The 24,894-nt window shown below is 60.2% G+C and carries 25 protein-coding genes and 3 tRNA genes; 14 read left to right on the top strand and 14 right to left on the bottom strand.

Annotation, left to right across the window (positions count from 1 at the left end):
* Window positions 1-144: 144 nt before the first annotated feature.
* Window positions 145-738 carry a hypothetical protein gene (locus PQQ52_RS02215; protein ID WP_408206786.1) on the bottom strand — a complete coding sequence of 198 codons (594 nt, stop codon included), beginning with the start codon at window positions 736-738 and terminating at the stop codon, window positions 145-147.
* Window positions 739-984: 246 nt separating this feature from the next.
* On the opposite strand from PQQ52_RS02215, the gene PQQ52_RS02210 reads away from it, so the two are divergent.
* From PQQ52_RS02210 to PQQ52_RS02200, 3 genes are all read left to right on the top strand, one after another.
* Window positions 985-2,205 (top strand): Bcr/CflA family multidrug efflux MFS transporter, encoded by a 1,221-nt coding sequence (locus PQQ52_RS02210; protein ID WP_408206418.1) that lies wholly within the window; start codon window positions 985-987, stop codon window positions 2,203-2,205.
* A 200-nt stretch (window positions 2,206-2,405) separates the two neighbouring features.
* A complete protein-coding gene (locus PQQ52_RS02205; RefSeq protein WP_325045684.1) occupies window positions 2,406-2,636 on the top strand; it encodes a hypothetical protein in 231 nt (76 codons plus the stop codon).
* 116 nt (window positions 2,637-2,752) lie between these two features.
* Entirely contained in the window at window positions 2,753-3,157 is a 405-nt protein-coding gene (locus PQQ52_RS02200; RefSeq protein ID WP_408206416.1) for a RidA family protein, read from the top strand.
* A 28-nt stretch (window positions 3,158-3,185) separates the two neighbouring features.
* On the opposite strand, the gene PQQ52_RS02195 is transcribed toward PQQ52_RS02200, so the two are convergent.
* The 5 genes from PQQ52_RS02195 to rph all read right to left on the bottom strand — a co-directional run bounded on the left by PQQ52_RS02195 (window position 3,186) and on the right by rph (window position 6,934).
* Window positions 3,186-3,644 (bottom strand): FapB/FapC family functional amyloid domain-containing protein, encoded by a 459-nt coding sequence (locus PQQ52_RS02195; protein ID WP_408206414.1) that lies wholly within the window; start codon window positions 3,642-3,644, stop codon window positions 3,186-3,188.
* Between the two features lie 538 nt (window positions 3,645-4,182).
* Window positions 4,183-4,272: transfer RNA gene (locus tag PQQ52_RS02190), tRNA-Ser, on the bottom strand.
* A 55-nt stretch (window positions 4,273-4,327) separates the two neighbouring features.
* Window positions 4,328-5,557: a radical SAM family heme chaperone HemW gene (hemW, locus tag PQQ52_RS02185; protein ID WP_408206412.1), complete on the bottom strand. Its 1,230-nt coding sequence runs from the start codon at window positions 5,555-5,557 to the stop codon at window positions 4,328-4,330.
* Window positions 5,554-6,201, bottom strand: a complete 648-nt coding sequence (rdgB, locus tag PQQ52_RS02180; protein ID WP_408206410.1) for an RdgB/HAM1 family non-canonical purine NTP pyrophosphatase — start codon at window positions 6,199-6,201, stop codon at window positions 5,554-5,556. Before rdgB ends, hemW begins: the two co-directional genes overlap by 4 nt.
* Window positions 6,194-6,934 carry a ribonuclease PH gene (rph, locus tag PQQ52_RS02175; RefSeq protein WP_408206408.1) on the bottom strand — a complete coding sequence of 247 codons (741 nt, stop codon included), beginning with the start codon at window positions 6,932-6,934 and terminating at the stop codon, window positions 6,194-6,196. Before rph ends, rdgB begins: the two co-directional genes overlap by 8 nt.
* A 269-nt stretch (window positions 6,935-7,203) precedes the next feature.
* Here rph and PQQ52_RS02170 point away from each other — a divergent pair, with 269 nt between their 5' ends.
* The 5 genes from PQQ52_RS02170 (at window position 7,204) to PQQ52_RS02150 (ending at window position 12,191) form a co-directional block, all read left to right on the top strand.
* Window positions 7,204-8,127, top strand: coding sequence for a YicC/YloC family endoribonuclease (locus PQQ52_RS02170; RefSeq protein ID WP_408206406.1), 924 nt, complete (start codon window positions 7,204-7,206; stop codon window positions 8,125-8,127).
* Between the two features lie 18 nt (window positions 8,128-8,145).
* Entirely contained in the window at window positions 8,146-8,826 is a 681-nt protein-coding gene (gene gmk, locus PQQ52_RS02165) for a guanylate kinase (RefSeq protein ID WP_408206404.1), read from the top strand.
* A 60-nt stretch (window positions 8,827-8,886) separates the two neighbouring features.
* On the top strand, window positions 8,887-9,090 hold the full coding sequence (gene rpoZ, locus PQQ52_RS02160; protein WP_073427086.1) for a DNA-directed RNA polymerase subunit omega: 204 nt from the start codon (window positions 8,887-8,889) through the stop codon (window positions 9,088-9,090).
* Between the two features lie 108 nt (window positions 9,091-9,198).
* Entirely contained in the window at window positions 9,199-11,553 is a 2,355-nt protein-coding gene (locus PQQ52_RS02155; RefSeq protein WP_408206402.1) for a RelA/SpoT family protein, read from the top strand.
* A 149-nt stretch (window positions 11,554-11,702) separates the two neighbouring features.
* On the top strand, window positions 11,703-12,191 hold the full coding sequence (locus PQQ52_RS02150) for a phage protein NinX family protein (protein WP_408206400.1): 489 nt from the start codon (window positions 11,703-11,705) through the stop codon (window positions 12,189-12,191).
* Window positions 12,192-12,300: 109 nt separating this feature from the next.
* Here the strand turns inward: PQQ52_RS02150 and PQQ52_RS02145 are convergent.
* Together PQQ52_RS02145 and PQQ52_RS02140 are read right to left on the bottom strand one after the other, a co-directional pair.
* A tRNA-Arg gene (locus tag PQQ52_RS02145) sits at window positions 12,301-12,377 on the bottom strand.
* 91 nt (window positions 12,378-12,468) lie between these two features.
* Window positions 12,469-12,545, bottom strand: a tRNA-Arg gene (locus PQQ52_RS02140).
* 120 nt (window positions 12,546-12,665) lie between these two features.
* On the opposite strand from PQQ52_RS02140, the gene greB reads away from it, so the two are divergent.
* Complete coding sequence (gene greB / locus PQQ52_RS02135) at window positions 12,666-13,235, top strand: transcription elongation factor GreB (protein ID WP_408206398.1); 570 nt, start codon at window positions 12,666-12,668, stop codon at window positions 13,233-13,235.
* Between the two features lie 266 nt (window positions 13,236-13,501).
* On the opposite strand, the gene PQQ52_RS02130 is transcribed toward greB, so the two are convergent.
* Together PQQ52_RS02130 and PQQ52_RS02125 are read right to left on the bottom strand one after the other, a co-directional pair.
* Window positions 13,502-14,647, bottom strand: coding sequence for a porin (locus tag PQQ52_RS02130; protein WP_325045696.1), 1,146 nt, complete (start codon window positions 14,645-14,647; stop codon window positions 13,502-13,504).
* 542 nt (window positions 14,648-15,189) lie between these two features.
* Complete coding sequence (locus tag PQQ52_RS02125) at window positions 15,190-15,441, bottom strand: hypothetical protein (protein ID WP_408206396.1); 252 nt, start codon at window positions 15,439-15,441, stop codon at window positions 15,190-15,192.
* A gap of 439 nt (window positions 15,442-15,880) precedes the next feature.
* On the opposite strand from PQQ52_RS02125, the gene PQQ52_RS02120 reads away from it, so the two are divergent.
* Both PQQ52_RS02120 and PQQ52_RS02115 read left to right on the top strand, forming a co-directional pair.
* Window positions 15,881-16,084, top strand: coding sequence for a cold-shock protein (locus tag PQQ52_RS02120; RefSeq protein WP_408206394.1), 204 nt, complete (start codon window positions 15,881-15,883; stop codon window positions 16,082-16,084).
* A 353-nt stretch (window positions 16,085-16,437) separates the two neighbouring features.
* A complete protein-coding gene (locus PQQ52_RS02115; RefSeq protein WP_408206392.1) occupies window positions 16,438-17,592 on the top strand; it encodes an exonuclease domain-containing protein in 1,155 nt (384 codons plus the stop codon).
* Window positions 17,593-17,707: 115 nt separating this feature from the next.
* On the opposite strand, the gene PQQ52_RS02110 is transcribed toward PQQ52_RS02115, so the two are convergent.
* The 3 genes from PQQ52_RS02110 to PQQ52_RS02100 all read right to left on the bottom strand — a co-directional run bounded on the left by PQQ52_RS02110 (window position 17,708) and on the right by PQQ52_RS02100 (window position 20,365).
* Window positions 17,708-18,310, bottom strand: coding sequence for a chorismate mutase (locus PQQ52_RS02110; RefSeq protein ID WP_408206390.1), 603 nt, complete (start codon window positions 18,308-18,310; stop codon window positions 17,708-17,710).
* Window positions 18,311-18,596: 286 nt separating this feature from the next.
* Window positions 18,597-18,746, bottom strand: coding sequence for a hypothetical protein (locus tag PQQ52_RS02105; RefSeq protein WP_028200145.1), 150 nt, complete (start codon window positions 18,744-18,746; stop codon window positions 18,597-18,599).
* A 509-nt stretch (window positions 18,747-19,255) separates the two neighbouring features.
* A complete protein-coding gene (locus PQQ52_RS02100; protein WP_408206388.1) occupies window positions 19,256-20,365 on the bottom strand; it encodes an aldo/keto reductase in 1,110 nt (369 codons plus the stop codon).
* 133 nt (window positions 20,366-20,498) lie between these two features.
* Here PQQ52_RS02100 and PQQ52_RS02095 point away from each other — a divergent pair, with 133 nt between their 5' ends.
* Window positions 20,499-21,410 carry a LysR family transcriptional regulator gene (locus PQQ52_RS02095; RefSeq protein WP_408206386.1) on the top strand — a complete coding sequence of 304 codons (912 nt, stop codon included), beginning with the start codon at window positions 20,499-20,501 and terminating at the stop codon, window positions 21,408-21,410.
* 309 nt (window positions 21,411-21,719) lie between these two features.
* Complete coding sequence (locus tag PQQ52_RS02090; protein ID WP_408206384.1) at window positions 21,720-21,920, top strand: hypothetical protein; 201 nt, start codon at window positions 21,720-21,722, stop codon at window positions 21,918-21,920.
* Window positions 21,921-22,638: 718 nt separating this feature from the next.
* Here the strand turns inward: PQQ52_RS02090 and PQQ52_RS02085 are convergent.
* Entirely contained in the window at window positions 22,639-23,799 is a 1,161-nt protein-coding gene (locus tag PQQ52_RS02085; protein WP_408206382.1) for a DUF4062 domain-containing protein, read from the bottom strand.
* Window positions 23,800-24,126: 327 nt separating this feature from the next.
* Between PQQ52_RS02085 and PQQ52_RS02080 the strand changes: the two genes are divergently transcribed.
* Entirely contained in the window at window positions 24,127-24,732 is a 606-nt protein-coding gene (locus tag PQQ52_RS02080; RefSeq protein ID WP_408206380.1) for a recombinase family protein, read from the top strand.
* Window positions 24,733-24,894 lie beyond the last annotated feature (162 nt).

Below are 24,894 nucleotides of genomic sequence, written 5' to 3'. Positions count from 1 at the left end.
AAGCGGCTCAACCGCTCATTCTTAAGCGGGTCCCCCGCGCAGTCGCGGTAGTGGTGCATCTGGAATCTGTGCCCTCGCACATTCAGCCTTGATGACAAGGGCGTCATTCTTCCGGCGGCGCTGCGCGCGCCGATGGGTACTTCATCAATCCTGGGGCGGTGGTTGGACCTTGGGCGGGCGTTTTGCCGCTGGCTTCGTCCTTGTGTGACCTTCTGCCGCGGGTTTTTCCGCTGCCGCCTTGTGAGCCGTTACTTTGCTGGAACGGATGAGGCCCCTCGGGGCGTCAAGCTTCGGTGGCTTGCGCTTGCCGGTGAGCTCCGCCCAGCGCTTTTCAAGCGCGCCTTCCGCGATCGGCTTGATAACTGTGCCCGAGCTCTGGGCGTCCCATGTCTGCACCGAAAACGGATGCGTGCGCAACGCCTCGCGCGGAATCACGACGCCCTCGTGGGCATCGACCACCCAGTCGTATACGAAGTCGATGCACAAGCGGTAGCCACGCTTCGTCGCGGAGTCAGGGACCTCGTACGGCGCGCGCGTCACGTAGCCAGAGCCGAAAATGCCCTTCGGCTCCTGTGCTACACGGTGCAGAAACACGCGATCGCCAGGCAGGATGCTGCGGGCAAATCCGCAGCCCCACACGTCAGCCACCGCTATGCCTGCGGCAACCCGCTTCGCCACGTCGGGCAATTCGGGCCGTGGCCATTTCTTGGGGCTCCAGATCAACAGGAAAGCAGTCATGTAAGGGTTGGGGCGGGCAGTGTGGAAGGGCGCAGCGGACCGGTTTGTGTGACGCCAGAAAGCGTTCTCGCGGCAGCTTAACCGATCGGCGGCGCGCTTGTCGCGGCGCATGGGCGGGCCGCCCCGCCATGCCTGGGCGCGGTGGATGGTTTAACCGTCGCGTACAATTGGGGTCGTCATTTGCTGTTTTCCCCGTTTCACCGCGTTTCGCTGCCGATGACGGCGCGGCGCTTCATCTGGATTCCCATGTCTCACGTCACCAGAAGCCGGCCCGATGGCCGGCTGATTCTGTTGCTCGGTGCGCTTGCCGCATGCGGGCCGATTTCCATCGATATGTACCTGCCGAGCCTGCCGACGATCGCGCAGGCATTCGCCATCAGCACCGGCGCCGCGCAAACCACGCTCACGAGCTTCATGTTCGGCTTTTCGATCGGGATGCTGCTTTACGGTCCGCTGTCGGATACCTATGGCCGCCGGCCCGTGTTGCTCGGCGGCATCATCATGTATGCGCTGGCCAGCGTGGCATGTGCGCTGTCGTTTTCGATCGGGTCGCTGGTGACGTTTCGTTTCGTGCAGGCGCTCGGCGCGGGCGCAGCCTCGGTACTGGCGCGCGCGATTGCCCGCGACGCGCACGGGCCGACCGATGCCGCGCGCGTGCTGTCGATGCTCGCCATCGTCACGTCAATCGGGCCGTTGCTCGCGCCGCTGATCGGTGGCCAGTTGCTGTTGCTTGGCGGCTGGCGCGTCGTCTTTATCGTGCTGACGCTATTCGGTACGGTGTGTGCGGTGACCGCGTTCCTCAAGGTGCCGGAAACGTGGCCGCGCGAAAAGCGTGCGCACTCGGCACTGCTGAAATCGTTCGGTGCTTATGGCAAGTTGCTGCGCGATCCGGTCGCGTGGGGGCACATGCTGTGCGGCGGCATGGCGTTCGCGTCGATGTTCGCTTACATCACCGCGACGCCGTTCGTGTACATCGAATATTTCCATGTATCGGCACAGCATTACGGCTTTCTGTTCGCGCTGAATATCGTCGGCATCATGTTCGGTAACTTCATGAATACGCGGCTCGTCGGCCGGCTCGGTTCGCTGCCGATCATTTCGTTTGCCGCGACCGTGAGTTGCATCGCGTCCTTGTTCGTCTGTCTCGTTTCGCTGACAGGGTGGGGCGGGCTGTGGTCAATCGTGTTCGGGTTGTTCTTCGTGGTCGGGGTGGTGGGGCTGTTGTCTGCTAACTGCACGACCGATCTTATGCATCGCTATCCGGTGAATGCCGGCGCCGCGGCCGCCGTGTTCGGCGCTGTGCAGCTTGCGCTCGGCGCGCTGTCGAGTCTTGCGGTTGGGCTCTGGCAGGATGGCTCGCCCAAGGGCATGGGCGTCGTTGTGGGTGTCGCGGGCGTGCTGTGTTACGCCGGCCGGATTCTGGTCGTCAAATGGCACGGAATGAAAGTGCCCGTCGCTGCCGCTTGAAGATGCACAAGGTGCGTGTTTGCCGCTGAATGGTGCATACGGTACGGTTGCCTGGCGTGCAAGCGCGCGGCACGCCGGCTTGCACGCTTCGCACTAACTCACTCACGCGACTACGGAAAACACCAGGTGTTGCGTGCGCGCGACCGTGCGTTTCAATTTGCATTGCTATGATGGAGTCACTGTTCCTCGGAGCGGCAATCATGGCGATCAGAGATTTGATGAACGGCGAGCGGCAACATGCAGCTTTCGCCGAAGCGCAGAAGCTGGCAGACAGCGGCGCCTATCACGATTACACAGACATCGAATACGTCTTGCGCTTTGATTACGGTTTGTCTGATGTATCAGCGCTGCTCGACAGCCAGTTGATGCATCGCGACCTGAATCGCCGTTGCGCCGACGCGCGCGAGAAGCTGGACGTGCTTAGCGTGTGACGGGTCTCAGGTGTGTGGCGGCAGGCAGCGTCATGTGCGTCGCGGGTGCGTCGCGGGTGCGTCGCGTGTGCGTCATCACCCGCCGCGAAGGCGCTATCCCCTTTGGAGTTTTACTCATGGCTGTTAGCCAGCACGACGCGCATCTGCCGCACATGGACAATCCCGCTGCTTTGGCAAAGCCGGGCGGCCATTACAGTCACGTCGCGATTGCGAATGGTTTTGTTTTCGTCTCGGGACAGTTGCCGATCAACGCGCAGGGCGAGAAGCTCGCTGAAGCCTCGTTCGAGGTCCAGGCAGAACAGGTGCTGGCCAATGTGCAGGCAGCGCTCGAAGGCGTTGGCAGCAACATTGCGCAACTGGTGCAGGTGCGCGTCTATATCGCCGATGTCGAACACTGGGCGAGTTTCAATCAGATCTACGCGCGTTGGGCAGGCGAAGCCCGGCCAGCGCGGGCCGTCGTGCCGGTTCCACATCTGCATTACGGCTTGAAGGTCGAGGTCGAGGTGACCGCGCTGATTTAAGTCGTTGCGGTATCGAGGCGTCGCCGGTTCAGTGAACCACGAGCCCGTTGAACTGCGCATTGCCCACGCCGGACGCGATATTCACGCCGACGTTGCCGCTCACTGCCGCCAGTGAGCCGGCACTGAGTTGTGCGGTGGCGCGGCCCGTCAACCGCGCGACGGTATGCAGATTCTGTTGCGAGACGATCGCAGCTTGCGATGTGGTGACGAGGGCAATCTGATTGGCCTGCGCGTTCAGCGCACCGGCTGAGAGGTTCACGCCGATGTTGCCGCTTGCGCCTCTCAGCGCGTTCGCTCCTACGATAGCGGCGGACGCGCCAGCTTTCGCGCTGCCGCCGACTTCCTGCAGATTGGACAACCTGGCTGAGCCGAACACCGCCGCGCTGTCATCGTCGGACAGCGCTGTCGACGTGCCGGCAAACGCGGACACTACGCCCGTGCTCGCGGCAACCCAGGTCAATGCAACGACTAAAGTGCGGACTTTCATGGACGACTCCCTGGCGTGTGCTGACAGCACAGATAGTCTTGATATCGGCCAGGGGAGCGAGATGTTGAGAGAGGGGTTCCCCTTAACGTGGGCGGCGCCAGGGGATTGACTGGTTAACGAATACCTGCGGATACCAGCGGGGTCCCGGCCTGGCCAGAACTTACCACCTGCCGCGGCCGCCGTAATAACCGCCGACGCCAACACCGACGCTGACGCTCGGGGCGGCGTAGTAGCCAGGGGCGTATCCGTATGCCGGTGCGTACCCATACGGTGGGGCGACGATACATCCGGAAAGGCCCAATCCGAAACCTATCGCAAGCAGTAATTTGAGCATGGTTCCTCCCCCTTTACGACTTGGAGGAGCCGGCAGCCGCATTCGTTCGGCCTGCCTTGTGACAGCAAATTACGAAGCCTCGGTCTAATCGGGCTTTATTTACAGTTGCTTACCCATTCGACATGTTTCGCATTCGCCGATTGGCGGGTTCTTTGATGGCCAGAAATGAAAAACGGGCCGAGAGGCCCGTATTCATTAATCGTCTGGCGGAGGCGGTGAGATTCGAACTCACGGAAGGATCACTCCTTCGCCGGTTTTCAAGACCGGTGCCTTAAACCGCTCGGCCACACCTCCAAGCCCTAAATTGTAACCTGAAAAATCCTCGTTGCGGCGCTCAGCGGGTCTGCAATCACTGCGGATCTTTCAGAAACAGCCCCTGCAGATCGTTCAGGAAGGCCTGGCCAAGCGGCGTCGGCGCGATCTTTTCGTGGTCGCGCGTAATCAGCTTGCGACGTTCCGCCTCCTGCAAAGCCGGCTCGATCGAGGTCATCGACATCCCCGTGCGCTCGATGAATCGATGCACTGGAAACCCTTCCACCAGTCGCAGCGCATTCAGCATGAATTCGAACGGCAGATCGCGCGGCCCGACCTCATTCTCTTCCTGCACCGCCGTGCCGGCCAACGCCCGCTCAATGAAGGTGGTTGGATGCTTGTAGCGCACCTGACGCAGCACGCGGTTCGGAAACGACAGCTTGGTATGCGCGCCCGCGCCGATACCGAGATAGTCGCCGAAGCGCCAGTAGTTCAGATTGTGCTTGCTCTGCCGATGCGGCTGCGCATACGCGGACACCTCGTAGCGTTCATAACCGGCGGCCATGGCGCGTTCGTGAATCCAGTCCTGCATGTCGGCGGACGCATCGTCGTCGGGGAGGGCAGGCGGGAATTTCGCAAACAGCGTGTTCGGTTCGAGCGTGAGGTGGTACAGCGACAAATGCGGTGGCGCGAATGACAACGCGGTCTCCACGTCAGCCTGACATTCCGCGAGCGTCTGTTGCGGCAGCGCGAACATCAGGTCGAGGTTGAAATTGTCGAAAGTGGTCGCGGCCACTTCGACCGCATGCCGTGCTTGCGCCGAGTCGTGAATCCGGCCGAGCGCCTTCAGATGCGCCTCATTGAAACTCTGGATACCCACTGACAGGCGATTCACGCCGCTCGCGCGAAACTGCGCGAACTTGTCGGCTTCGAAGGTGCCCGGGTTGGCTTCAAGTGTGATTTCCGCGTCGGCGTCGAGCGGCAGCAGCGCGCGCACGTCGGACAGCATCCGGTCGAGCCCCGCTGCCGACAGCAAACTGGGGGTGCCGCCGCCGATGAATACCGTATGGACCTGGCGGCCCCACACGAGCGGCAGCGCCAATTCGAGATCGGCGCGCAGCGCGTCGAGATACTCGGTTTCCGGGAACGTGTCGCCTTTCCATTCATGCGAGTTGAAGTCGCAATACGGGCACTTGCGCACGCACCACGGAAAGTGCACATACAACGCCAACGGCGGCAACGACGTCAGGCGAATGCTGCCTGGCGACGTGAATGCCTTGATGACGCCGTTGCCGATATCGACCGGCGCCGGTTTGATCGGAATCACGCTTCCTCCGTCAAACGCGCGAGCAGGTGGCGCAAGGCAATCGCGCGATGGCTGCTGGCGTTCTTCACCGCCGGTTCGAGTTGCGCGGCGCTTGCATTCAGCGAAGGCAGGAAGAAGTACGGGTCATAGCCGAAGCCATGTTTGCCGCGCGGCGCGTCGAGCATTTCGCCATGCCAGCGGCCTTCGGCGATCAGCGGTTCGGGATCGTCCGCATGACGCACGAGCGCCAGCACGCAGTAGTAATACGCGCGACGATCGGTTTCACCCTGCAAGGCTGAAACGAGCTTGGCGTTGTTCGCCGCGTCGCTCTTTTCGCCGCCGGCAAGCTGCGCGTAGCGCGCCGAATAGACACCAGGCGCACCGCGCAGCGCGCGCACGCACAAGCCGGAATCGTCGGCGAGCGCGGGCAGGCCGGTGAGCTTCGCCGCGTGCCGCGCCTTGGTCAGCGCGTTTTCGACGAAAGTCGGATGCGGCTCTTCCGCCTCCGGCACGTTGAGCTCGCCCTGCGGAATCAGGTCGATACCGGCCGCGCCGAGCAGTGCCGCGAACTCCCGCAGCTTGCCCGCGTTGTTCGACGCCAGCACGACTTTTTTCAACGGCGAACCGGACGCAACAGCCCTGTTGCCTTGACGAACCTCACTCACTCTTTTGCTCCAACGCTTCTTTCTGCTTCGCGATCAGCGTGTTGATGCCGTCGCTCGCGAGATCGAGCAGCGAATTCATTTCATCGCGCGAGAAAGGCACGCCTTCGGCGGTGCCCTGAATTTCGACGAAGCCGCCCGCGCCCGTCATCACCACATTCATGTCGGTGTCGCATTGGGAATCTTCGTCGTAGTCGAGATCCAGCACCGGAAGACCGTCGTACACGCCGACCGAAATCGCGGCGACGTAATCGCTGATCGGCGAGATTTCGATGCGGCCGGTAGCCAGCAGTTTGGCCACCGCGTCGTGGGCGGCCACGAACGCGCCGGTGATACTGGCCGTGCGCGTACCGCCGTCGGCCTGGATCACGTCGCAATCGATATGCAGCGTGCGCGCGCCGAGTTTCTCGAGATCGAACACCGAGCGCAGTGCGCGCCCGATCAGACGCTGGATTTCCTGGGTGCGGCCGGTTTGCTTGCCGCGCGCGGCTTCGCGGTCGCTGCGGGTATGCGTGGCGCGCGGCAGCATGCCGTATTCGGCGGTCAGCCAGCCCTGGCCGCGGTCGCGCAGGAACGACGGCACGCTCTCGGCGATGCTCGCTGTACAGATGACCTTGGTGTCGCCGAATTCGACCAGCACCGAGCCCTCCGCATGCTTCGTGTAGTGGCGCGTGATGCGCACGTCGCGCAGCTGATTGGCCGGGCGGCCGCTGGGGCGTTGGGTGTTGTTGGTCATGTTGGGATCGGTCTGGAAGAAAAGCGGGAGGGAAAGCGCGATTTTACCGCCGATCGCGTCAGGCGCGGGGCCGCCTGTCCGCCGGACGGCCGTCCGCCTGCGGCGGGGCCCTGCGCGGGATGACACTTCCCGGGCGGCGGCGGTCGTGCAATGCGGTCCAGTCGGTAAAAATGGGATAATGCGGATTCCCCGCTCCGCGTCTCGTACACGCCGGGCGATTCGACTCTCTGGCCATCGTCAAACGCATGGCTACAATCGCGAGAAATACGATGATCTACAGCATGACTGGCTATGCGAGCGCCACGCGCGAACTCGTCGCGGCCTCGGGCACAGGCGGCGTGAGCGTATCGGTCGAACTGCGCACGGTGAACTCGCGCTTTCTCGATCTGAATTTCCGGATGCCGGAAGACGTGCGCGTCTGCGAGCCGACCCTGCGCGAAATGCTGATGAACAAGCTCTCGCGCGGCAAGGTCGACATTCGTATCAACCTGCAGCGCAGTGAGCAGTCGGCTAACGCGGGCTCGGTCAATCGCGATGCGCTCGCGCAACTGGCCCTGCTCGAACGCACGGTACTCTCGACGTTCCCGGAAGCCGGGCGTCTTCGTACCGGCGAAATTCTGCGCTGGCCGGGCGTGCTGGCCGAAACCGGCGTGGCGCCGGAAGTGCTGCGCGACGCGGTGCTCGCATGCGGCAAGCAGGCGGTTATCGATCTGATTGACGTGCGCGGCCGCGAAGGCGCGCAACTCGCGACGATGCTGCTCGCCAACGTCACCGAGATGGAAGCGATCGTCACGAAGATCACGCCGCTCGTGCCGGAACTGATCGCCAAGCATCAGCAGAAAATCGTTGAGCGCTTGCAGGAAGCGCTCGGTATCGCCGCGCCGGATACGGCAGCGACGATTGTCTCGCGCGAAGAAATCAACGAACGGATTCGCCAGGAAGTGACGATGTACGGCATCCGCATCGACATCGCCGAAGAATTGTCGCGCCTCACGGCTCACCTGAACGAAACGCGTCATGTGATCGAGAAGGGCGGCAAGGTCGGCAAGCGTCTGGACTTCATGATGCAGGAATTGAATCGCGAAGCGAACACGCTCGGCTCGAAGGCGGCCGCGAAGGAACTGGCCGATTCGTCGATGACCCTGAAGCTGCTCATCGAACAGATGCGCGAGCAAGTACAGAATCTGGAGTAAGGCAGGAGCCTCGATAACATGACCGACCACACACGCGAAACCAGCGCACCGCGCAACCCCTACGCCGGTGCTTATCCCGGCAACCTGTTCATGGTGGTCGCGCCTTCGGGCGCGGGCAAGTCGACGCTCGTGAACGCGCTGCTCGCCGGCGACGACGCGATTCGTCTGTCGATTTCGTACACGACGCGCCCGCCGCGTCCGAAGGAGCAGGACGGCGAGCACTATCACTTCACGACGGTCGACGATTTCCTGACGCGTCACGCGGCTGGCGAGTTTCTGGAAAGCGCGGAAGTGCACGGCAACTACTACTCGACTTCGCGCGTGTGGATCGAGGAGCAGATGAAGAGCGGGCATGACGTGTTGCTCGAAATCGACTGGCAAGGCGCGCAACAGGTGAAGAAACAGTTTCACAACGCAGTTGAAATCTTCATTTTGCCGCCGTCTCTGGATGCGCTCGAAGAGCGTTTGAAAAAGCGCGGCCAGGACGAACCGAACGTGATTACGCGCCGTCTGCTGGCCGCCGGCAGCGAGATGGCGCACGCGGCCGAAGCGGAGTATGTCGTGATCAACGACAACTTCGAACGCGCGCTCGGTGAACTGCGCTGCCTCGTGGCCGCGACGCGTTCGCGCTTCGCCTCGCAATACGCGCGCCACACGCAGCTTTTCGTGCAGCTCGGCATTCACCTGCCACACGCGTGAGCGCGGCGGTGTGTCGAGCACATAAGGTAGAATAAGCAACATACTGAGAAGGAATCCAACATGGCCCGCATTACCGTCGAAGACTGTCTCAAACAGATCCCGAACCGTTTCGAACTCGCGCTTGCCGCAACCTATCGCGCGCGTCAGCTCGCGCAAGGCCACACGCCGAAGATCGAAAGCCGCGACAAGCCCACGGTTGTCGCGTTGCGTGAAATCGCAGCTGGCATGGTTGGCGTCGAAATGCTGAAGAAGGTGCCTGTTTAAGGCGCACTGCTCCGTTTTCGATTGCCCGCATTTGCCACACGTATTTGCCACATGTAATTGCATCAACGTGCAGACCGGTGTCCAACCCTAACCGCTACGGAGGCGAAATTGAGTGCTACACCGCCCACCGCCACGGAAGTGGAACACGACACCGACTCGCCCTCGTCTGCACGGAAGTACATCGACGCAGTCCTCGAACAGTCATTTCGCCATCTGTTCGGGCCGACCGCCACGCCGGAGCAACCGCGCCGGCATGACGTCGTTTCGATCGCCAAGCTGACATCCGTTCTGGCCGGCTACTTGCAGCCGGAAGAGATCAAGGACATCAAGGCGGCGTTCCATTTCAGCGACGAAGCCCACCTCGGCCAGTATCGTCAGAGCGGCGAGCCCTACATCACGCATCCAGTCGCCGTCGCGGAAATCTGCGCCGGCTGGAATCTCGACGCCCAGGCGATGATGGCGGCGCTGCTGCATGACGTGATGGAAGACCAGGGCGTGACCAAGGCCGAACTCGCCGAGCGATTCGGCGCGAAGGTCGCGGAACTGGTCGACGGGTTGTCGAAGCTGGACAAAATGGAGTTTCGCAATCGCGAAGAGGCGCAAGCGGAAAACTTCCGCAAGATGCTGCTTGCCATGGCGCGCGACGTCCGTGTGATTCTGGTGAAGCTCGCCGACCGGCTGCACAACATGCGCACGCTGGGTGCGGTGCCGCATGAGAAGCGCCGCCGCGTGGCGCGCGAAACGCTGGACATCTACGCGCCGATCGCGCACCGGCTCGGCCTGAACAATACCTATCGCGAACTGCAGGACCTGAGTTTCGCGAACTTCAACCCGCATCGCTACGCCACGCTCGAAAAAGCCGTCAAGGCCGCGCGCGGCAACCGGCGGGAAGTGGTCGGCAAGATTCTGGAGTCGGTGCAGCGCGCGATTGTCGACGCGAAGCTCGACGCCGAAGTCACCGGCCGTGAGAAAACCATCTTCAGTATCTACAAGAAGATGCGCGACAAGCAGTTGTCGTTCTCACAGGTGCTGGATGTCTACGGGTTCCGCGTGGTGGTCGAGAGCGCGCTGGAGTGCTACACCTGCATCGGCGCGCTGCACGCGCTCTACAAGCCGGTGCCAGGCAAGTTCAAGGATTACATCGCGATCCCGAAGGTCAACGGCTATCAGTCGCTGCACACCACGCTGGTCGGCCCGTTCGGTGCGCCGATCGAGTTCCAGGTGCGCACGCGCAAGATGCACGAGATCGCTGAAGCGGGCGTGGCCGCGCACTGGCTGTACAAGAACGGCGGCGCCGATCTGAACGACGTGCAGAAGCGCGCCCATCAATGGCTGAAGTCGCTGCTCGACATTCAGAGCGAAGCGGGCGATTCGAGCGAATTCCTTGAGCACGTCAAGATCGATCTGTTCCCGGATGCGGTCTACGTGTTTACGCCGAAGTCGAAAATCATGGCGTTGCCGCGCGGCGCCACTGCACTCGACTTCGCCTATTCGATCCACAGCGACCTGGGCAACCAGTGTGTCGCGGTGAAGATCAACAACGAGCTGCTGCCGCTGCGTACCGAGCTGAAGAGCGGCGATATCGTCGAAGTGATCACGGCGCCGTATTCGAAGCCGAATCCGGCCTGGCTCGGTTTCGTGCGTACCGGCAAGGCACGTTCGGCGATCCGCCACTATCTGAAGACGATGCGTTTGAACGAGTCTGTTCAGCTCGGCGAGCGCCTTGTCGACCAGGCGCTGAAGGGCTATGGGCTGGCGCTGTCCGACGTGACGCCGGAAGCGTGGGAAAAGCTCGTGCAATGGACGGGCAACAAGAACCGTCAGGAAATCTTCGCGGATATCGGTCTGGGCCGGCGTGTTGCCGCGGTCATGGCCAAGCGTATTGAAGTGTTGATGAGTGGGCGCGATGCCGACGACGACGGCTCGCGTGACGGCACAACGTCGCATGCGCCGCCGGTCGTCATCACCGGCACCGAAGGGATGTCGGTGCAGTTGTCCGCCTGCTGCCGTCCGATTCCGGGCGACGACATCATGGGCTACATCGGCATCGGCCTTGGCATGGCAATCCACACCACGGATTGCCGCGTCGCACAGCGTATCCACCGTCGCGATCCGGGCCGCTGGATCGATGTTGCCTGGGCGCCCCAGCCGGGGCGTCTGTTCGACGTCGCGGTGAAGGTGCTGGTCAAGAACACCAAGGGTGTATTCGCCCGCGTGGCCGCCGACATCACGTCGGCGGATGCGAACATCGTCCACATTGCGATGGACGAAGACCTGTCACAGGAATCCACGGTGCTGCGCTTCGTGATCCAGGTGAGTGATCGTGTCCATCTCGCCAATGTCATGCGCCGCGTGCGCACGAATCCGGACGTCATGCGCATTGCGCGTGAGCGGCCGAGCGAGGAAGGGCATCACCGTCACGACGGCGGGATGCGGATCGACCGCGAGCGGGCGGACTACTGATCCTGACGGGGCGCCTTGGCTTGTGGGCCCTCGGCGAGGATGTCTGGTCCCCGTAGGTGGTCTTCAGGGTGGTCTTCAGGCAGCCCTCGTTGGAAATCTGAACGCACCCGCCGCCAGCGAGTCCCACCTGAACTTCAGGGAGAACGCTTATGAACGTAGCTGATCTCACCGGCGTGGCGCTCGACTATTGGGTCGCCCGCAGCCTGCACGACTTCGTGCGCGAAATCCACTTTACCGACAGCGGCGAAACAGTCTCGATCCGCGGCAGCGACCGTGGTCGCCCGTGGGATGGCCGTTTTACGCCGTCCACGTCCTGGGACGCGGCAGCCGCGGTATTAGAGCGGGCGCAACGGCTGGAGGTGCGTGAGCGGACCGAGCGCGGTGCGGCACATTGCGTCGCGGAGTTCGAAGGCGGCCATCAAACCGTGGAAGGGCGAGGGGACTCGTTGCGGATCGCACTGCTGCGGGCGTTCGTCGAAAGTCGCTTCGGCGATAGCGTGGGCGATGTGTTGCGTGAGGCGCAGGCGGTGACTGGCGAGCACGCGAAGCCGATCGGCGAAGATTCGGTGGAAGGTTCGTTCGAGGATGTGCCGAGTCCCGACGGGCAAATCGGTGATATTCAGTCGGCACCGCGATAGGTACGGTGACGTTCGCCGGGCCGAGAGCCTGGTTCGGAGAGGCGGCCGCGCTGAAGCAAAACGGCGACGCAAAAACAAAGGGCCTTCCGATCGGAAGGCCCTCTATAGATGGTGCGGCTGGCAGGATTCGAACCCACGACCCCTTGGTTCGTAGCCAAGTACTCTATCCAACTGAGCTACAGCCGCACGCTAAACTTGTGACGCTAAATTCAATGAAACTGGGGTAAAACCCGGGGTAAAACATAAGGCCTCCCCGGAGGGAGGCCACTTGAATAAGTGGTGCGGCTGGCAGGATTCGAACCCACGACCCCTTGGTTCGTAGCCAAGTACTCTATCCAACTGAGCTACAGCCGCACGCAGAAACGAGATTATAGCAAAGGTTTCAAAAAAGGGAAGCGTGTAACTGCGATTTGTCTCATTGCCGTGATCGTGTACCCTTGATAGGCAGTCGATTGCTGCAGTTACCGGACCATCATGAACAAGGCCTTTGTCAAAGAGTCGAGTGAAGAGAATGACGACGATCTCGACGTCGCTCAGCCCGAAATCCCCCCGGGTACGAAAAACTACATCACGCCCGCCGGTTACCGGCGTATGCGCGATGAACTGCTGCATCTGATCGATGTCGATCGGCCGGAGGTCGTCAGACTGGTGTCATGGGCAGCCTCGAACGGCGACCGCTCGGAAAACGGCGATTACATCTACGGCAAACGCCGTCTGCGAGAAATCGACAGGCGGATCCGCTTTCTGACCAAGCGCCTCGACATCGCCGAAGTGGTCGACAGCAGCAAACAGGAAAACGTCGATCAGGTTTTCTTCGGCGCCGCCGTCGAATACGCAACGGAAGACGGCGAGGTGCATATCGTGACGATTGTCGGTGTCGATGAGGTCGATCTGGATGTCGGTCACGTCAGCTGGATCTCGCCGATCGCGCGGGCGCTGCTCAAAGCGAAAATCGGCGATACGGTGACGTTGTACACACCGGCCGGCCCGCAGTCGATCGATATACTGGACGTCAAATATCCGCTGCCTGATACAGGCGGCTAGGCCAATACATTGGCGTGTCGGATGCGGCGGACGAGGGTGCACGTTCAGGCCGTTTCGACACAATCGCCGGCGCCTCGATCGAACAGGTGCGTCTGGCGGGAAGTGATCTTTTTGATGCCTGTGTTCGAAAACAAGTGTCCGATTCGCTCCCATTCGGCGTCCGACAATCGGTCCATCTCGTTCTCCCTTGCAAAACGTGTTTTCGGTGCGGCATAAAAAAGGCGCCGCGAGCGGCGCCTTCGACACTGCGGGTATTGCCAACTGCTTTAGAAGCGGTGACGCAGACCTGCGGTCACAGCGATTTGCTTGTTGTTGTTCGAAGCGCCCAGACCGTTGATGTCGGCATCGACGATAGCGTTTTCGTTGACTTGCTGATATTCGCCTTGCAGATACACATCCGTACGCTTGGACAGCGCGTACGCCGTTTGCAAGTTGAACTGGTTCCAGTGCGGACGCGTACCGGCCAAGCTTGCGCGAGTGTACGTGTACGAACCGGCGATGCTCACTGCCGGCGTCAGAGCGTAGCGAGCGTTAGCTTCAATATTCTGGAAGTGAGCGCTGCCGCCGCCGAATGCGATACCGCCCGTTTGACCCGACGCGCCCGCGCCGATGCCAGCCAGACCTGACAGATTTGTTTGCGTGTACACGAGGCCGACGGTAGCCGGGCCGAACGCATAGTTAGCACCTGCGCCCCACGTTTGCTGGCGAGCAGCAAAGAACGTGTTGTCGCTCGACACCGCGCCGCCCGAATTGAACGCCGCAGCCGCGCCAGTTGCGCCGTTGCTGTTCAGTTGCAGGTAGCCCGCGCCGAGGTTCAGGCCGCCCCAGTTGTACGATGCGCCCGCGCTGTAAGCACGGTTGTTGGCGAAGCCGTCAGCCTGGTTCGAGAAGCCGTACATGCCGCCGAACTTGAAGCCGCCGTAGTTCACGCTCTGATACTTGACCGAGTTGTTGACGCGGAACGAGTTGTTCAGATTGTCGTTATCGAACGGGTGCGCGAACTGCGTGCCGCCGTATTGCGTGCCGGTGAGTGCCAGCGGACCCACGTAGTCGACCACGCTGTCGTATTGACGGCCGAGGGTCACGGCGCCGAACTGGTCGCTCGTCAGACCGACGAACGCCTGACGGCCGAATTCACGGCCACCTTGCTTCAGCGTGCCGTCATTGATACCGAAGCCGTTTTCCAACGTAAAGATAGCCTTAAGGCCGCCACCGAGGTCCTCAGAACCACGCAAGCCCCAACGGCTGCCGTTCACCGAACCGCTCGTTTCTTGCCAGTTGCTGTGGCCGTGCTGGTTGTTTGTATAGGTGATGCCGGCGTCGATCAAGCCATACAGCGTGACGCTGCTCTGGGCATGTGCTGCCGTTGCAAAAACGCCCGTGAGGGCCGCGACCATGAGAGTCTTTTTCATTTTGTAACTCCGAGAGCGAGAGTGGGTATTGAACCCAGGCTTAAGGAGACCTTCACGCGGGCGCTGCGAGAGGCGAAATCCGCATGAGAAGCGCGCTGTACTCCAGGCACGCTGGTTTCCGATTACGCAGAGTGTAGAGAGGCGCTCGCAAAGCGGATGTTCCGAATTGCGCAATAAAGTATTACTGGATGTGAAACGATAGGCGAATGCCGTCTAAGCCTTGCTGATAAAGGCTTGCGGCGTTTTTGCGAGGGAGCGAGAGAGGTGAGTCAACCGAATCGCGTTGCTCATTTGCTACAGTAATCGAGGCGAAAAAACAATGCGGCAAATCGTAAAAAAGGATTGTTGTTGTAACGGAAATAGATGATTGTCGATTGTGCAAATAATCAATATCGTCTAAACAGTTATACTGAAATCTCTGCTTTCCGAAGCGGACTTTTTCGTTGACGAAAAAGATCTCCAAACCTTTGTCGGCGCGACTCTCCAGTCGCGCTTTTTTTTGCCTGACGATTGCGGATTCGCGAACGTCAATTAGTGGTCAGTTAGTGCGCTGACGCAACACCGTCCACTTCGCTCCAATCGGTCGCCACCGAGACGCTCCAGTCCTCCATCACGTAGCGGCGCGCGTCCATGGGCGACGAGAGCAGATTTTGCCAGTGGTCTCCGTGCCACATAGGATCGAATTCGAAGGCCGAAGGTGACACGTCGACCGGTGCGGATTGAGCGGGAACCGTCTTTTTTACGTGAGACTGGGTGAGCCAAATCACAAGGCGGCGGAATTCATTGAACAGCATGGCAATCTCCTGACGCGTATTACTTTTCTCTACTGATTTCCATCATGCTGCGGTGGATGCGGCGCAACAACTCGGACAAACACTTACTAAAAACATCTTTTGTTACATATTCCGGCGACATGCTGAAATTTTTCCCGATATTGATCGCGCCTTAATTTTAATCAGTAATATTGACGTCAAGACTTATTCAGTTTTCACTGAAATATGACGTTATGGCTTCGATTCATTTGGCATCGGCTTATCGCGCCGCATACTAAGCGAATATGAAAAATTCGCTTGACGTCGATTCTTCGTTCCCCGTATAACGACAAGGCTGAATTTCAAACGCTGGGTCTGATGCGCAGGGCATTTAGAAAATGCTCGATCGCGAGAGAAATGGTCATGAAATACAGCATGAGGGCCATGCCCGCTTTTGATAAATCATCGAGGAAACTGGAATATGGAAACTGGTATCGTCAAATGGTTCAACGATGCTAAGGGCTTTGGCTTCATTACATCCGATTCGGGTGGCGAAGACCTGTTCGCGCACTTTTCGGAGATTCGCACCGAAGGGTTCAAGTCGCTGAAGGAAACCCAACGCGTCTCCTTCGAGGTCAAGGCCGGCCCGAAGGGCAAGCAGGCGGCGAATATTCAGCCGCTGTAAGTCGCACGGCGCTGCTCTGCGCGTGTCGCTGGGTAATCTGAGCGTCACAAAGCCTTCGCCAGATGCGAAGGCTTTTTTATTGCCATTTGTTATTAACGCTGTGCCTGACGTTATTAACTACCTGGTTCGGATTAATTCATGGAAAGGGTGGACGGCAAAACGACGCAGTTGGAATTTCAAATCGGTGTCGTAAAAAATATAATAATTCGCGGTTTTGCGAGCGACTCATGGGGCGTGCGGGAATTCACTCTTTGCGTCGCCGGTCGACAAACGCAAAGCGATGCTGGCTGGGTGCGCAGCGGCTAACTGGTGCATACTTGCCGCAAAGCCACGCGTCCAAAGTATCCCTTTCCATGTCTGAACAGTTTCTGCCGGAACCGGCCCTAGATGTGCCGATCGTCTTCGTCGACCTTGAAACCACCGGCGGCTCGACCAGTGAGCATCGCATCACCGAAGTCGGTGTGGTTGAAATAGGACCGGCCGGCGTGTCACGTTGGAGCAGCCTGGTCGACCCTCAGCAATCGATTCCTTCATTCATCCAGCAGCTCACCGGCATCACGAACGCGATGGTGCGAGGCGCGCCGACGTTCGATGCGATCGCGCCGGCCTTGTTCGAGCGTCTGAACGGCAAACTGTTCGTGGCCCACAACGCCAGTTTCGATCGTGGCTTTTTGCGCGGGGAGTTTCGCCGGGCCGGGATTGCGTTCGATCCGGACGTGCTGTGCACCGTGCGCCTGTCACGCGCGTTGTTTCCGGCGGAAAAGCGCCATGGGCTCGACGCGTTGGTCGAACGTCATGGTCTTGTCCCGTCCGATCGTCACCGCGCGCTCGCCGACGCTGATCTGATCTGGCAGTTCTGGCAACGTCTGCATGGCGGTCTCGTGCCGCTGGACGTGTTGCAGGCGCAGATTGAGCGCACCACCCGGCGCTACCGGCTTGCCGGCGACATCACCGAGGATCTGCTCGACACCGCGCCAGCCGGATGCGGCGTCTATGCTTTTTACGGAGAAGACGATTTGCCGCTGTATGTCGGACGAAGCGTGCGTGTGCGTCAGCGCTTGCGTTCCCATTTGACTGGGGAGCGGCGTTCGTCGAAGGATATGCGGCTCGCGCAGCAAGTGCGGCGTGTCGAGTGGCGTGCGACCGGTGGCGAGCTGGGCGCTATGCTCGCGGAGGCACAGTGGATCGCGACGCTGCGCCCCGGCCATAACCGGGTGCCGCGCGTCACGAAGAGCGATCCCGTGGATGCGCCCTGGCCGTTCGACGGTCCGATCGTATTTGAGGAGCGCGAAGAAGCGTCGCACGCGCGCGCTTTTCATGTCGTCGACCGGTGGCGTTACCTCGGGCACGCGCCTTCGCTCGCGCAGGCAGCGGCGCTGCATGTTTCGAGCGCGGCCGGGCCATTCGAGCTGTCGACGTATCGGCTTCTGCAGAGCCATCTTGCGCGCGGCTTGCGCGTGATGCCATTAAGCGTCTCAAGCGGCACGCCGGTGCCGAGCCTGGCTTAACAGGTTCTACGCAGCCAGCGGCCGGCTGCTCGTGTGGGTTCAATCCACACCTGAGCGCGGCGGGCCGAGGGGCGCTCAGGGCCGGCGACTCGACCGCCGAGACCGCCCAGACCAATCAACCCGTTGCACCGACTCCACCCGCTTCGCACACGTGGCCGAGGGCGCGTGTCAACGCGCTCGAGCGGGTCGAGTCGTAGCGCGTCAGCGATTTCCAGTTAGCAAGCGATTGCGCCACACGCGACGGACAATCCTGCGCCGTGCGCAGCGGTTGCACGCGCGCAAGTGCGGCCACAAGCGACTGCGTCAGCCGGTCCAACTGCGGCCTCGTGCTGGTGGCCAGGTCGGGCGCAGGGCCCTCGGGCGGACGCGTGCTGCGCCAGGCGGCAAACAGCGCGTTTTGCACATCCTTGCTGGCGTCGATCTGATCCTGGAAGAAGGCGTGCGCAAACGCCGGATCGACGTTCGCGGCGACGGCGCGCTTTTCGACATCGGCGAGCAATGCGTTCTCGCGCGGCGTATCCGTAATCGCCTGGTGGTTTGCCCACTTCCAGCGTGCAACGGGCTCCGCCAGGGCGAGGCGCTGCGAGGCCAGTGCTATCAGATTGGTCAGAGCGGTGTCGTCGCCGTCCGCGATGGCAGCGGTGGGCGCGAGCGCAAGCGCAAGCGCGGTGAACAACGCGAGCGCGCATGACGCTCCAAAGCGATACGAGCGATTCATGGGGGACGGAAGTGGTCGGTTGGCCGTGGAAGAAAAACCAGAAGAATAGACGATGTGCGGATCAAGCGGGCGCGTTGACCGATCGGAAAACAAACTACTGGGGGATATTTAGACGTCTGTCAGAGACGTGCGCCATCAATGCGCGGGGCCATATGACCCGTGCGCTGCGATCAGGCAGGCGTAACCCGCGCCCCGAAATCGGCAAAAGACAATCGTAGGGGCGAGAGAAAACATGCGCCGCGCGCCGGACGCGCGGACGCCGATGCTGCATCGCGCCACTGCACAATTACTTCGAGTCGCACGACTTGCGTTGTTCGTCGAAAAATGCGCGAACATGCTCAGGCAGTTCGGCACCCAGAAACTCGACGCCAGCGGGTTCCGGATCCGGGCTAAAAACTTTATCCGGGGTCGGAATCTTCGGTGGTTTGGCATCCATGATCTCTCTCCTTTACAAACCGATTATCTGCCTCGGTCCCCGTTTTACACCAGTGTCTGATGCGGCTCACATGTTGTTTGTTGCTTTAACGGTACAGGCCGACATTGGAACAGAATGTTTGAATAGAATTTGTCGGTTGACTGTGCACAATTGAATGCGTCGCAGCCAATCAAAACAGTCCCATATCCCCGTCGTTCCCTTCCCAGCCTTGCCCCGCATACCTCTGCCGATTATCTCCGTTGCATCGCAGTACCGCCTGCTCATTGGTGCTGATATGAACAAATCATTGCGATATTTTGTGCACTGCCGCATCGGCAGGATTTTCTCAGCGTTAGACCGAACGTTCGTTAATTACCGATTGGTTCAGTGCGTTCATTCGGCCCCTCAATTATTTGTAAACGAACGATTGCCCCACTTCGTTGACGAACGAGAATATTTTTCTGGATATTTTTCGCAGATAAAAACACGCCGCGCTCTGGACGAATCGCGGCGCTTTCAGGCGACGATTTTTACGCGTTCGGCGCCGGAATTCTCACGGGCGCGGAATAGGCCGCGGGTTTGTCGGCGACGTCCACTTGCCCGTGAATCCGCGCCTGATGACCATCGGCAAACATGTAGTACGGGAACGGGCGGGCAGGTTCCGAGGCGGCGTCGAGTCGTGCGATCAACTCCGGCGCGAGCGTGAAATCGAGCGAGCCGAGCGACTCCTGTAACTGCTCCGGCCGGGTTGCGCCGACAATGATGCTCGACACGCCGCGCTTCTGATGCAACCAGTTCAGCGCGACTTGCGCCATCGGCCGCCCTGCCAGATTTGCAACAGCTTCCAGTTCCGCGACGATCCGAAAGTTGCGCTCGGTCAGCTTGTCGAATCCCGGCGGCGGGGCACTGGCCACGCTCGCGAGGCGCCCGTCGCCGGAAATAGGGCCCGCCGCTCCGCCTTGCGAAGGGCGGTATTTGCCCGACAACACCCCCATGCCCAGCGGACTCCAGGGCACGAGGCCCATGCCCAGATTGGCGGCGAGGTCGGCGAACTCGTTCTCGGCGTTGCGCTCGATCATCGAGTATTCGAGTTGCATCGCCGCGACCGGTTCGAAGCCGCGCCAGTCGGCAAGTGTCTGTGCGCGGCCCGCGAACCACGCGGGCGTATCCGACAGGCCGACGTAGCGGATCTTGCCCGCGCGCACCGCGTCGTCCATCGCGCGCATCACCTCGTCCACCGGCGTGACGCGATCCCACGTGTGCAGGTAATACAGGTCGATGTAGTCGGTGCCCAGACGTTTGAGCGAGCCGTCGAGCGCACGCAGCAAATTCTTGCGATGGTTGCCGCCCGCGTTCGGGTTGCCCGTCTCGGCGTTGTAACCGTACTTGGTGGCGATCACGATCCGGTCGCGCAGACCGCGCGCCGCAACGAATTTGCCGAGCCATTTTTCGCTGGTGCCTTCTGTGTACAGATCGGCGGTATCGATAAAGTTGCCGCCGGCATCCACGTACAGATCGAACAGACGCTGCGCCGATTGTTCGTCGGCACCCCAGCCCCATTCGGTGCCGAAGGTCATCGTGCCGAGTGCGATCGGGCTCACGCGAAGGCCTGAGCGGCCGAGCAGAGTGTAGCGGTCCATCGCCATATCAGTCTCCTTGAATGTCAGGCAGGAAGAATTGAATCGATGGAGTTATCGTGCGCCGATTTTTTACTTGGAAAAATGCGATTTGTCTGCAAGGATTATGAAGTGAAGCTTAATAATGGGGATCGCAATGGACCCAGCCCAGTTGCCGGCGTTGATGGCGTTCGCATCCGTGGCGCGCCACGGCAGCTTCACACACGCGGCCGCTGAAAACGGCGTGACTGCATCGGCGCTCTCGCAAAGCATTCGCTCGCTCGAGACGCAACTGAACGTGCGTTTGTTCAACAGGACCACCCGTCGTGTTGCCCTGACGGAGGCTGGCGCGCAGTTTCTCGCACGCGTGCTGCCTGCGCTGGGTGATCTGGAGGCGGCCTTCGAGGCACTCGATGAAACCCGCGACCAGCCCGCCGGCACGCTGCGCATCAATTTACCGAGGGTCGCGAGCGAGTTGCTGGTGCTGCCGCATCTGGCCGAGTTCACACGCCGCTATCCGCAGATTCGTCTCGACCTGACACTCGACGATGGTTTCGCCGATGTGGTCGGTGAAGGTTTCGACGCGGGCATCCGGCTCGTCGAGCGGGTAGCGCAAGATATGGTCGCGGTGCCGCTGGGTGGGGAGATCCGCATTGTCGTAGCCGGCTCTCCGGCATATTTCGAACGCTATCCAGCACCGGCGACGCCGGCCGATCTCGCTGCTCACGACTGCCTGCGCTACCGTTTCTCAACTAGCGGTGGGATCTATCGATGGGAGTTCGCACCACCCGACGATCCGTCGCGCGTGTTCGAAGTCGAGACACGCGGGAGTCTCGTCACCAACGATTTGCGCACGATGGTACGGGCGGCGGAGCAGGGCGTGGGTCTGCTGCACGTAATCGACGATTACGTGAACGAACAACTCGAAGACGGCCGATTGGTGCGTGTGCTGGACGCGTGGTGCCCGAGCTTTCCGGGTTTTTATCTGTACACGACGAGCCGCGCACAGATGCCGTTCAAGTTGCGCGCGTTAATCGATTTCCTGAAGGAGAAGCGTGGGAGCCAGTAGGCCCACGCGTTGCATCGGCTTCATGCTGCAAGCTATTGCTTCAGATAGGTCGTTGCGCGGCGCTGGTTGGTGCGCGCAACTTCAGCCGGCGGACCGCACACCAGAGCAGAGCGAGTGCGGAAGGCGTCCATGTCGTCGAACCGTACTCATCTGCTCACGCCAAAACATCGTCACCTGATGCCAGGCCGGTCAACGTGCGAGCCGCCGCCTATCATTGAAGAAGCTATCTGCGGCGCACGGTGCGGTGGATAACGGACGCGCCAGGTCTGCCGCGGAAGATGGCTGTCTTAGCCCTTCTGAGAGTTCGCCATGGAAAACGCTGTCTATTGGAAAGGACGCCAGGTCGGAATCGAGTGTGCCGGCAGGATCCTGTGGTTTGCGTCTGCGCCGCAGGAAGCGGTATTGGCGTATGGGATGAAGCCGGCTGAGAACGTGATCGTTGAAGATACTGTGGTTGTTCGCAACCTGAGCGTGACCGCGCGATCCGATCGATTGGATTTCGGCGATTGAGATAGAGCCGCCGTGGTCAGTGTCGGCAGCCGACGTTTAAGTAACGGCAGTCGCGGTGACCGGGACGGAGGTAAGTTGGACCTCCGCGGATTTCAGAAAGCAGGTGCGGGGACTAGCAGAAGCAGGTAGCGTAGAAAGCAAAAAGCCCAGTCCGAGGACTGGGCTTTTTGCTTGAATCTTGTGGTGCCGGAAAGAAGTGTCGACCATCGAACTCTCCCCTCTACCAGTGGCGGCGCGTGTGGGCCTGAGTCCCAAGCGTACCAAGGGTTAGCGCCCGATGGCAAGGGGTAGCGCGGTCTCGAGTCCCCCCGAGTCCAAGAGGCCGTGTGGTAACTCAGGGGCGGGGTCCTGTGGTAACTGTTAATAGGGCATGAGCAACTTCCCCAGATAGGCCGCGCCCCTCCCGGGGCGACCTTTTTGGCAACATAGCCCCCCTGCTTCCTGAGGACCCCCCCGGGGGCTAGGGTGTACTTATCGCTACCTTGCGCGGCCCCTCTGAAAATTTCCAGCAGCGGTCTCCCACTCACAAGGCTCAACAACAACAACGGCGGTCGAGCTTTAACGGAATCTTTGAAGAGAAGTTTTGCAAACAAGTACCTGGTCTATTTCCCCGCGCGATTTGCAAAACCGAAATGAAAAACCGAAAACGCGAATGCGCAACTAGCCGCCAAGACCTCCGGCAAATCCGGTCGGAGGATAAAAGGCACTGGAAACCGAATTACAGCGCCTCGGATACTCCTCCTGCCTTCCTCGTTGTCGTCCCCTTCGACTTCGAGGGGGTTGTCTGTCGTCCCTTGGGCTTGCTGGCAATCGAGGCGCTTGGCACCCCCTGTGGCCCACTGGAATGCGGCGAAGCGCTGGCAGACTCGCTTTCACTTTGTGGGGTGTCGTGTGACCTCGCGACTTGCTCAGGCTCTTTGGCGAGCAATAGCGTTCGCTCCATGAATGCAAGGAACTCTTGCCCGCGACTTGACACGCTGCTGCGACGGTAACGGACGCCAGCGACCTTTTCATTCACCATTAGGCCGTGGACCTGAAGCTTTGGACAAATCGAATGATAAAGCCACGACTCAGCGTCCGAGACCTGCGCGGCGTTAGTTACACCATTAACGAACGTTTCCTTGTTGCTATGGAACAGATCGACAAGGGTTATCTTGAAATCTTCTTTTCCGGAGGCCTTTGCCGGAACAGTAATTTCGATTGCACGTAATATCTTCGCCAGTTGCTCGAACTCCGCCGCTTTCGCATCCACTGCCCCCTGAGCCGCAGTTTTCTTCTCGAGTCGCGCGAGCGCCTCTTTCAGTGAGCGATTCTCGTCGGAAAGCCTCTTGATTTCCTCAACCAATGTTCTCGTATCGGTAACTTCATCAGCCGAGACCCATCCTTTGAGGTCGCGACTAGCCGCAAAGTCTGCGAGGCTTTCATGAACACAAAGTTTTATGTCTTTGGGGTCTTCGAAGAACGAAGAGATGTTACTGAGAACCTTCTCCCTAAATAGCTCGAGTTCCTTTGGGTGCTCTCGCTCTATAAACGCTGTGCCGCCCTCTCGTACCCTCGCCTCAAGAGCTGACTCCTTAATGACGACCGCGAAGATCGGTTTCCCTTGCTGTACCGCGTAGTCGTACTCAAGCTCGGTGTAGCTCAAGCCAGACGTCTTTTCAACAGAACCATATCTGCCGCCGAGAATGAGCATGTAGACGTCTGACTCGTCGATCCACTGCCGGATAGTCACCATCTGAGAACGATCACCTGCCGTGAACAGTTCCATCCCTGCAGGAATGTGCCCGGCCTTGAGCACCGCGCCTACGGCTGCCTGTCTATCTGGGACAAGGTCCGTGAACGTGCTCGAGATAAAAATTTGTAGCTTTCGCTTCAACATTGACTCCTTGAATCTCAGTTTTGTACCAGTGGCCTCTAACCGGAACCCACCGTCGCATGAAACCCGGGAGTGCCTTGCTGCCGCGGGGGCTCGTGCCTTACAGGCATGCCTGCTTGTATAAGGGTTCGATGATACACCGGGCCTACCGCAGTAAGGCGTCCCGAGCAGGAACGAAGGGGCGGTGCATGCAGCACATGCGGCTCACAAGGTATACCAATAGAGCTAGCCCATTCATAGCGAAATGCATTAGCTCAAAAGGTTGACTGTGTTTTGAGCTATGCGTACTATTGAGCTATTAAAGTTTTGAGCCAGGCAAGGACCGACACCATGAACGCAACCAAGACCATCGCGCTGTACTACGGTCGTATCTCCACCACCGATGGTCAGACGTCAGCCAGCCAGTATGACGACGCAGCCAAGCAAGGCGTAAGCGCCAAGCACGTCCACATTGATGAAGGCGTGAGCGGCTACCACGTAGCGCCGATGGACCGCAAAGAGTGGAAAAGGGTGATGGACAAACTGAGTGAAGGTGGCGTGCTGCATGTGCGCTGGCTCGACCGAATCAGCCGCCAGTATGACGAACTGCACCGGACCATGCGCCAATTGATGGACATGGGCGTGAAGGTGGTCTGCACCCTCAACGGCATGGTGTTCGATGGCACGGCTACGGATGCAATCTCCAAGGCCACCCGAGACGCTGTGCTGGCGTTCATGGCCGCTCAAGGCGAAGCGGACTACCTCAATCGTCGTGAGATGCAGAAGCGAGGCATCGAGGCCGCTAAGGCCGCTGGTGAACACATGGGACGCCCTAAGGCCGCTGACGCATCCGTAGTGGTCGCATGGCGTGCCGAGCACGGCGCAAGCATCGCAGTGACTGCAGAACACTTTGAGATTTCCCCGGCCACGGTCAAGCGCTACTGCGCAGCCAAGTAAACCCAAGGGGCGGCGCAAGCCGCTCATCACCACCACGCAACACCAACGAAACGGAGTAGGCAGCAATGCAAGACCTGATTTACGTGATCGAAGACAACGAGCAGACGGAAGACCTCGCATACGTGATCGACAGCGGCAACGAGGCGGAGTGGGGAGACGGTG

Source organism: Paraburkholderia sediminicola (assembly GCF_046030555.1).
In the GTDB taxonomy this organism is placed as follows: Bacteria; Pseudomonadota; Gammaproteobacteria; order Burkholderiales; family Burkholderiaceae; genus Paraburkholderia; species Paraburkholderia sediminicola_E.
Note: the sequence above shows the minus strand (reverse complement) of the source record. Positions and strands in the feature narration are given on the sequence as shown.

Excerpts from the sequence above, each read along its gene's own strand:
- PQQ52_RS02215 (WP_408206786.1), bottom strand. The coding sequence starts at position 738 with ATGACTGCTTTCCTGTTGATCTGGAGCCCCAAGAAATGGCCACGGCCC.
- PQQ52_RS02210 (WP_408206418.1), top strand. The coding sequence starts at position 985 with ATGTCTCACGTCACCAGAAGCCGGCCCGATGGCCGGCTGATTCTGTTG.
- PQQ52_RS02205 (WP_325045684.1), top strand. The coding sequence starts at position 2,406 with ATGGCGATCAGAGATTTGATGAACGGCGAGCGGCAACATGCAGCTTTC.
- PQQ52_RS02200 (WP_408206416.1), top strand. The coding sequence starts at position 2,753 with ATGGCTGTTAGCCAGCACGACGCGCATCTGCCGCACATGGACAATCCC.
- PQQ52_RS02195 (WP_408206414.1), bottom strand. The coding sequence starts at position 3,644 with ATGAAAGTCCGCACTTTAGTCGTTGCATTGACCTGGGTTGCCGCGAGC.
- rph (WP_408206408.1), bottom strand. The coding sequence starts at position 6,934 with ATGACCAACAACACCCAACGCCCCAGCGGCCGCCCGGCCAATCAGCTG.
- PQQ52_RS02170 (WP_408206406.1), top strand. The coding sequence starts at position 7,204 with ATGATCTACAGCATGACTGGCTATGCGAGCGCCACGCGCGAACTCGTC.
- gmk (WP_408206404.1), top strand. The coding sequence starts at position 8,146 with ATGACCGACCACACACGCGAAACCAGCGCACCGCGCAACCCCTACGCC.
- rpoZ (WP_073427086.1), top strand. The coding sequence starts at position 8,887 with ATGGCCCGCATTACCGTCGAAGACTGTCTCAAACAGATCCCGAACCGT.
- PQQ52_RS02150 (WP_408206400.1), top strand. The coding sequence starts at position 11,703 with ATGAACGTAGCTGATCTCACCGGCGTGGCGCTCGACTATTGGGTCGCC.
- greB (WP_408206398.1), top strand. The coding sequence starts at position 12,666 with ATGAACAAGGCCTTTGTCAAAGAGTCGAGTGAAGAGAATGACGACGAT.
- PQQ52_RS02130 (WP_325045696.1), bottom strand. The coding sequence starts at position 14,647 with ATGAAAAAGACTCTCATGGTCGCGGCCCTCACGGGCGTTTTTGCAACG.
- PQQ52_RS02125 (WP_408206396.1), bottom strand. The coding sequence starts at position 15,441 with ATGCTGTTCAATGAATTCCGCCGCCTTGTGATTTGGCTCACCCAGTCT.
- PQQ52_RS02120 (WP_408206394.1), top strand. The coding sequence starts at position 15,881 with ATGGAAACTGGTATCGTCAAATGGTTCAACGATGCTAAGGGCTTTGGC.
- PQQ52_RS02115 (WP_408206392.1), top strand. The coding sequence starts at position 16,438 with ATGTCTGAACAGTTTCTGCCGGAACCGGCCCTAGATGTGCCGATCGTC.
- PQQ52_RS02110 (WP_408206390.1), bottom strand. The coding sequence starts at position 18,310 with ATGAATCGCTCGTATCGCTTTGGAGCGTCATGCGCGCTCGCGTTGTTC.
- PQQ52_RS02105 (WP_028200145.1), bottom strand. The coding sequence starts at position 18,746 with ATGGATGCCAAACCACCGAAGATTCCGACCCCGGATAAAGTTTTTAGC.
- PQQ52_RS02100 (WP_408206388.1), bottom strand. The coding sequence starts at position 20,365 with ATGGACCGCTACACTCTGCTCGGCCGCTCAGGCCTTCGCGTGAGCCCG.
- PQQ52_RS02095 (WP_408206386.1), top strand. The coding sequence starts at position 20,499 with ATGGACCCAGCCCAGTTGCCGGCGTTGATGGCGTTCGCATCCGTGGCG.
- PQQ52_RS02090 (WP_408206384.1), top strand. The coding sequence starts at position 21,720 with ATGGAAAACGCTGTCTATTGGAAAGGACGCCAGGTCGGAATCGAGTGT.
- PQQ52_RS02085 (WP_408206382.1), bottom strand. The coding sequence starts at position 23,799 with ATGTTGAAGCGAAAGCTACAAATTTTTATCTCGAGCACGTTCACGGAC.
- PQQ52_RS02080 (WP_408206380.1), top strand. The coding sequence starts at position 24,127 with ATGAACGCAACCAAGACCATCGCGCTGTACTACGGTCGTATCTCCACC.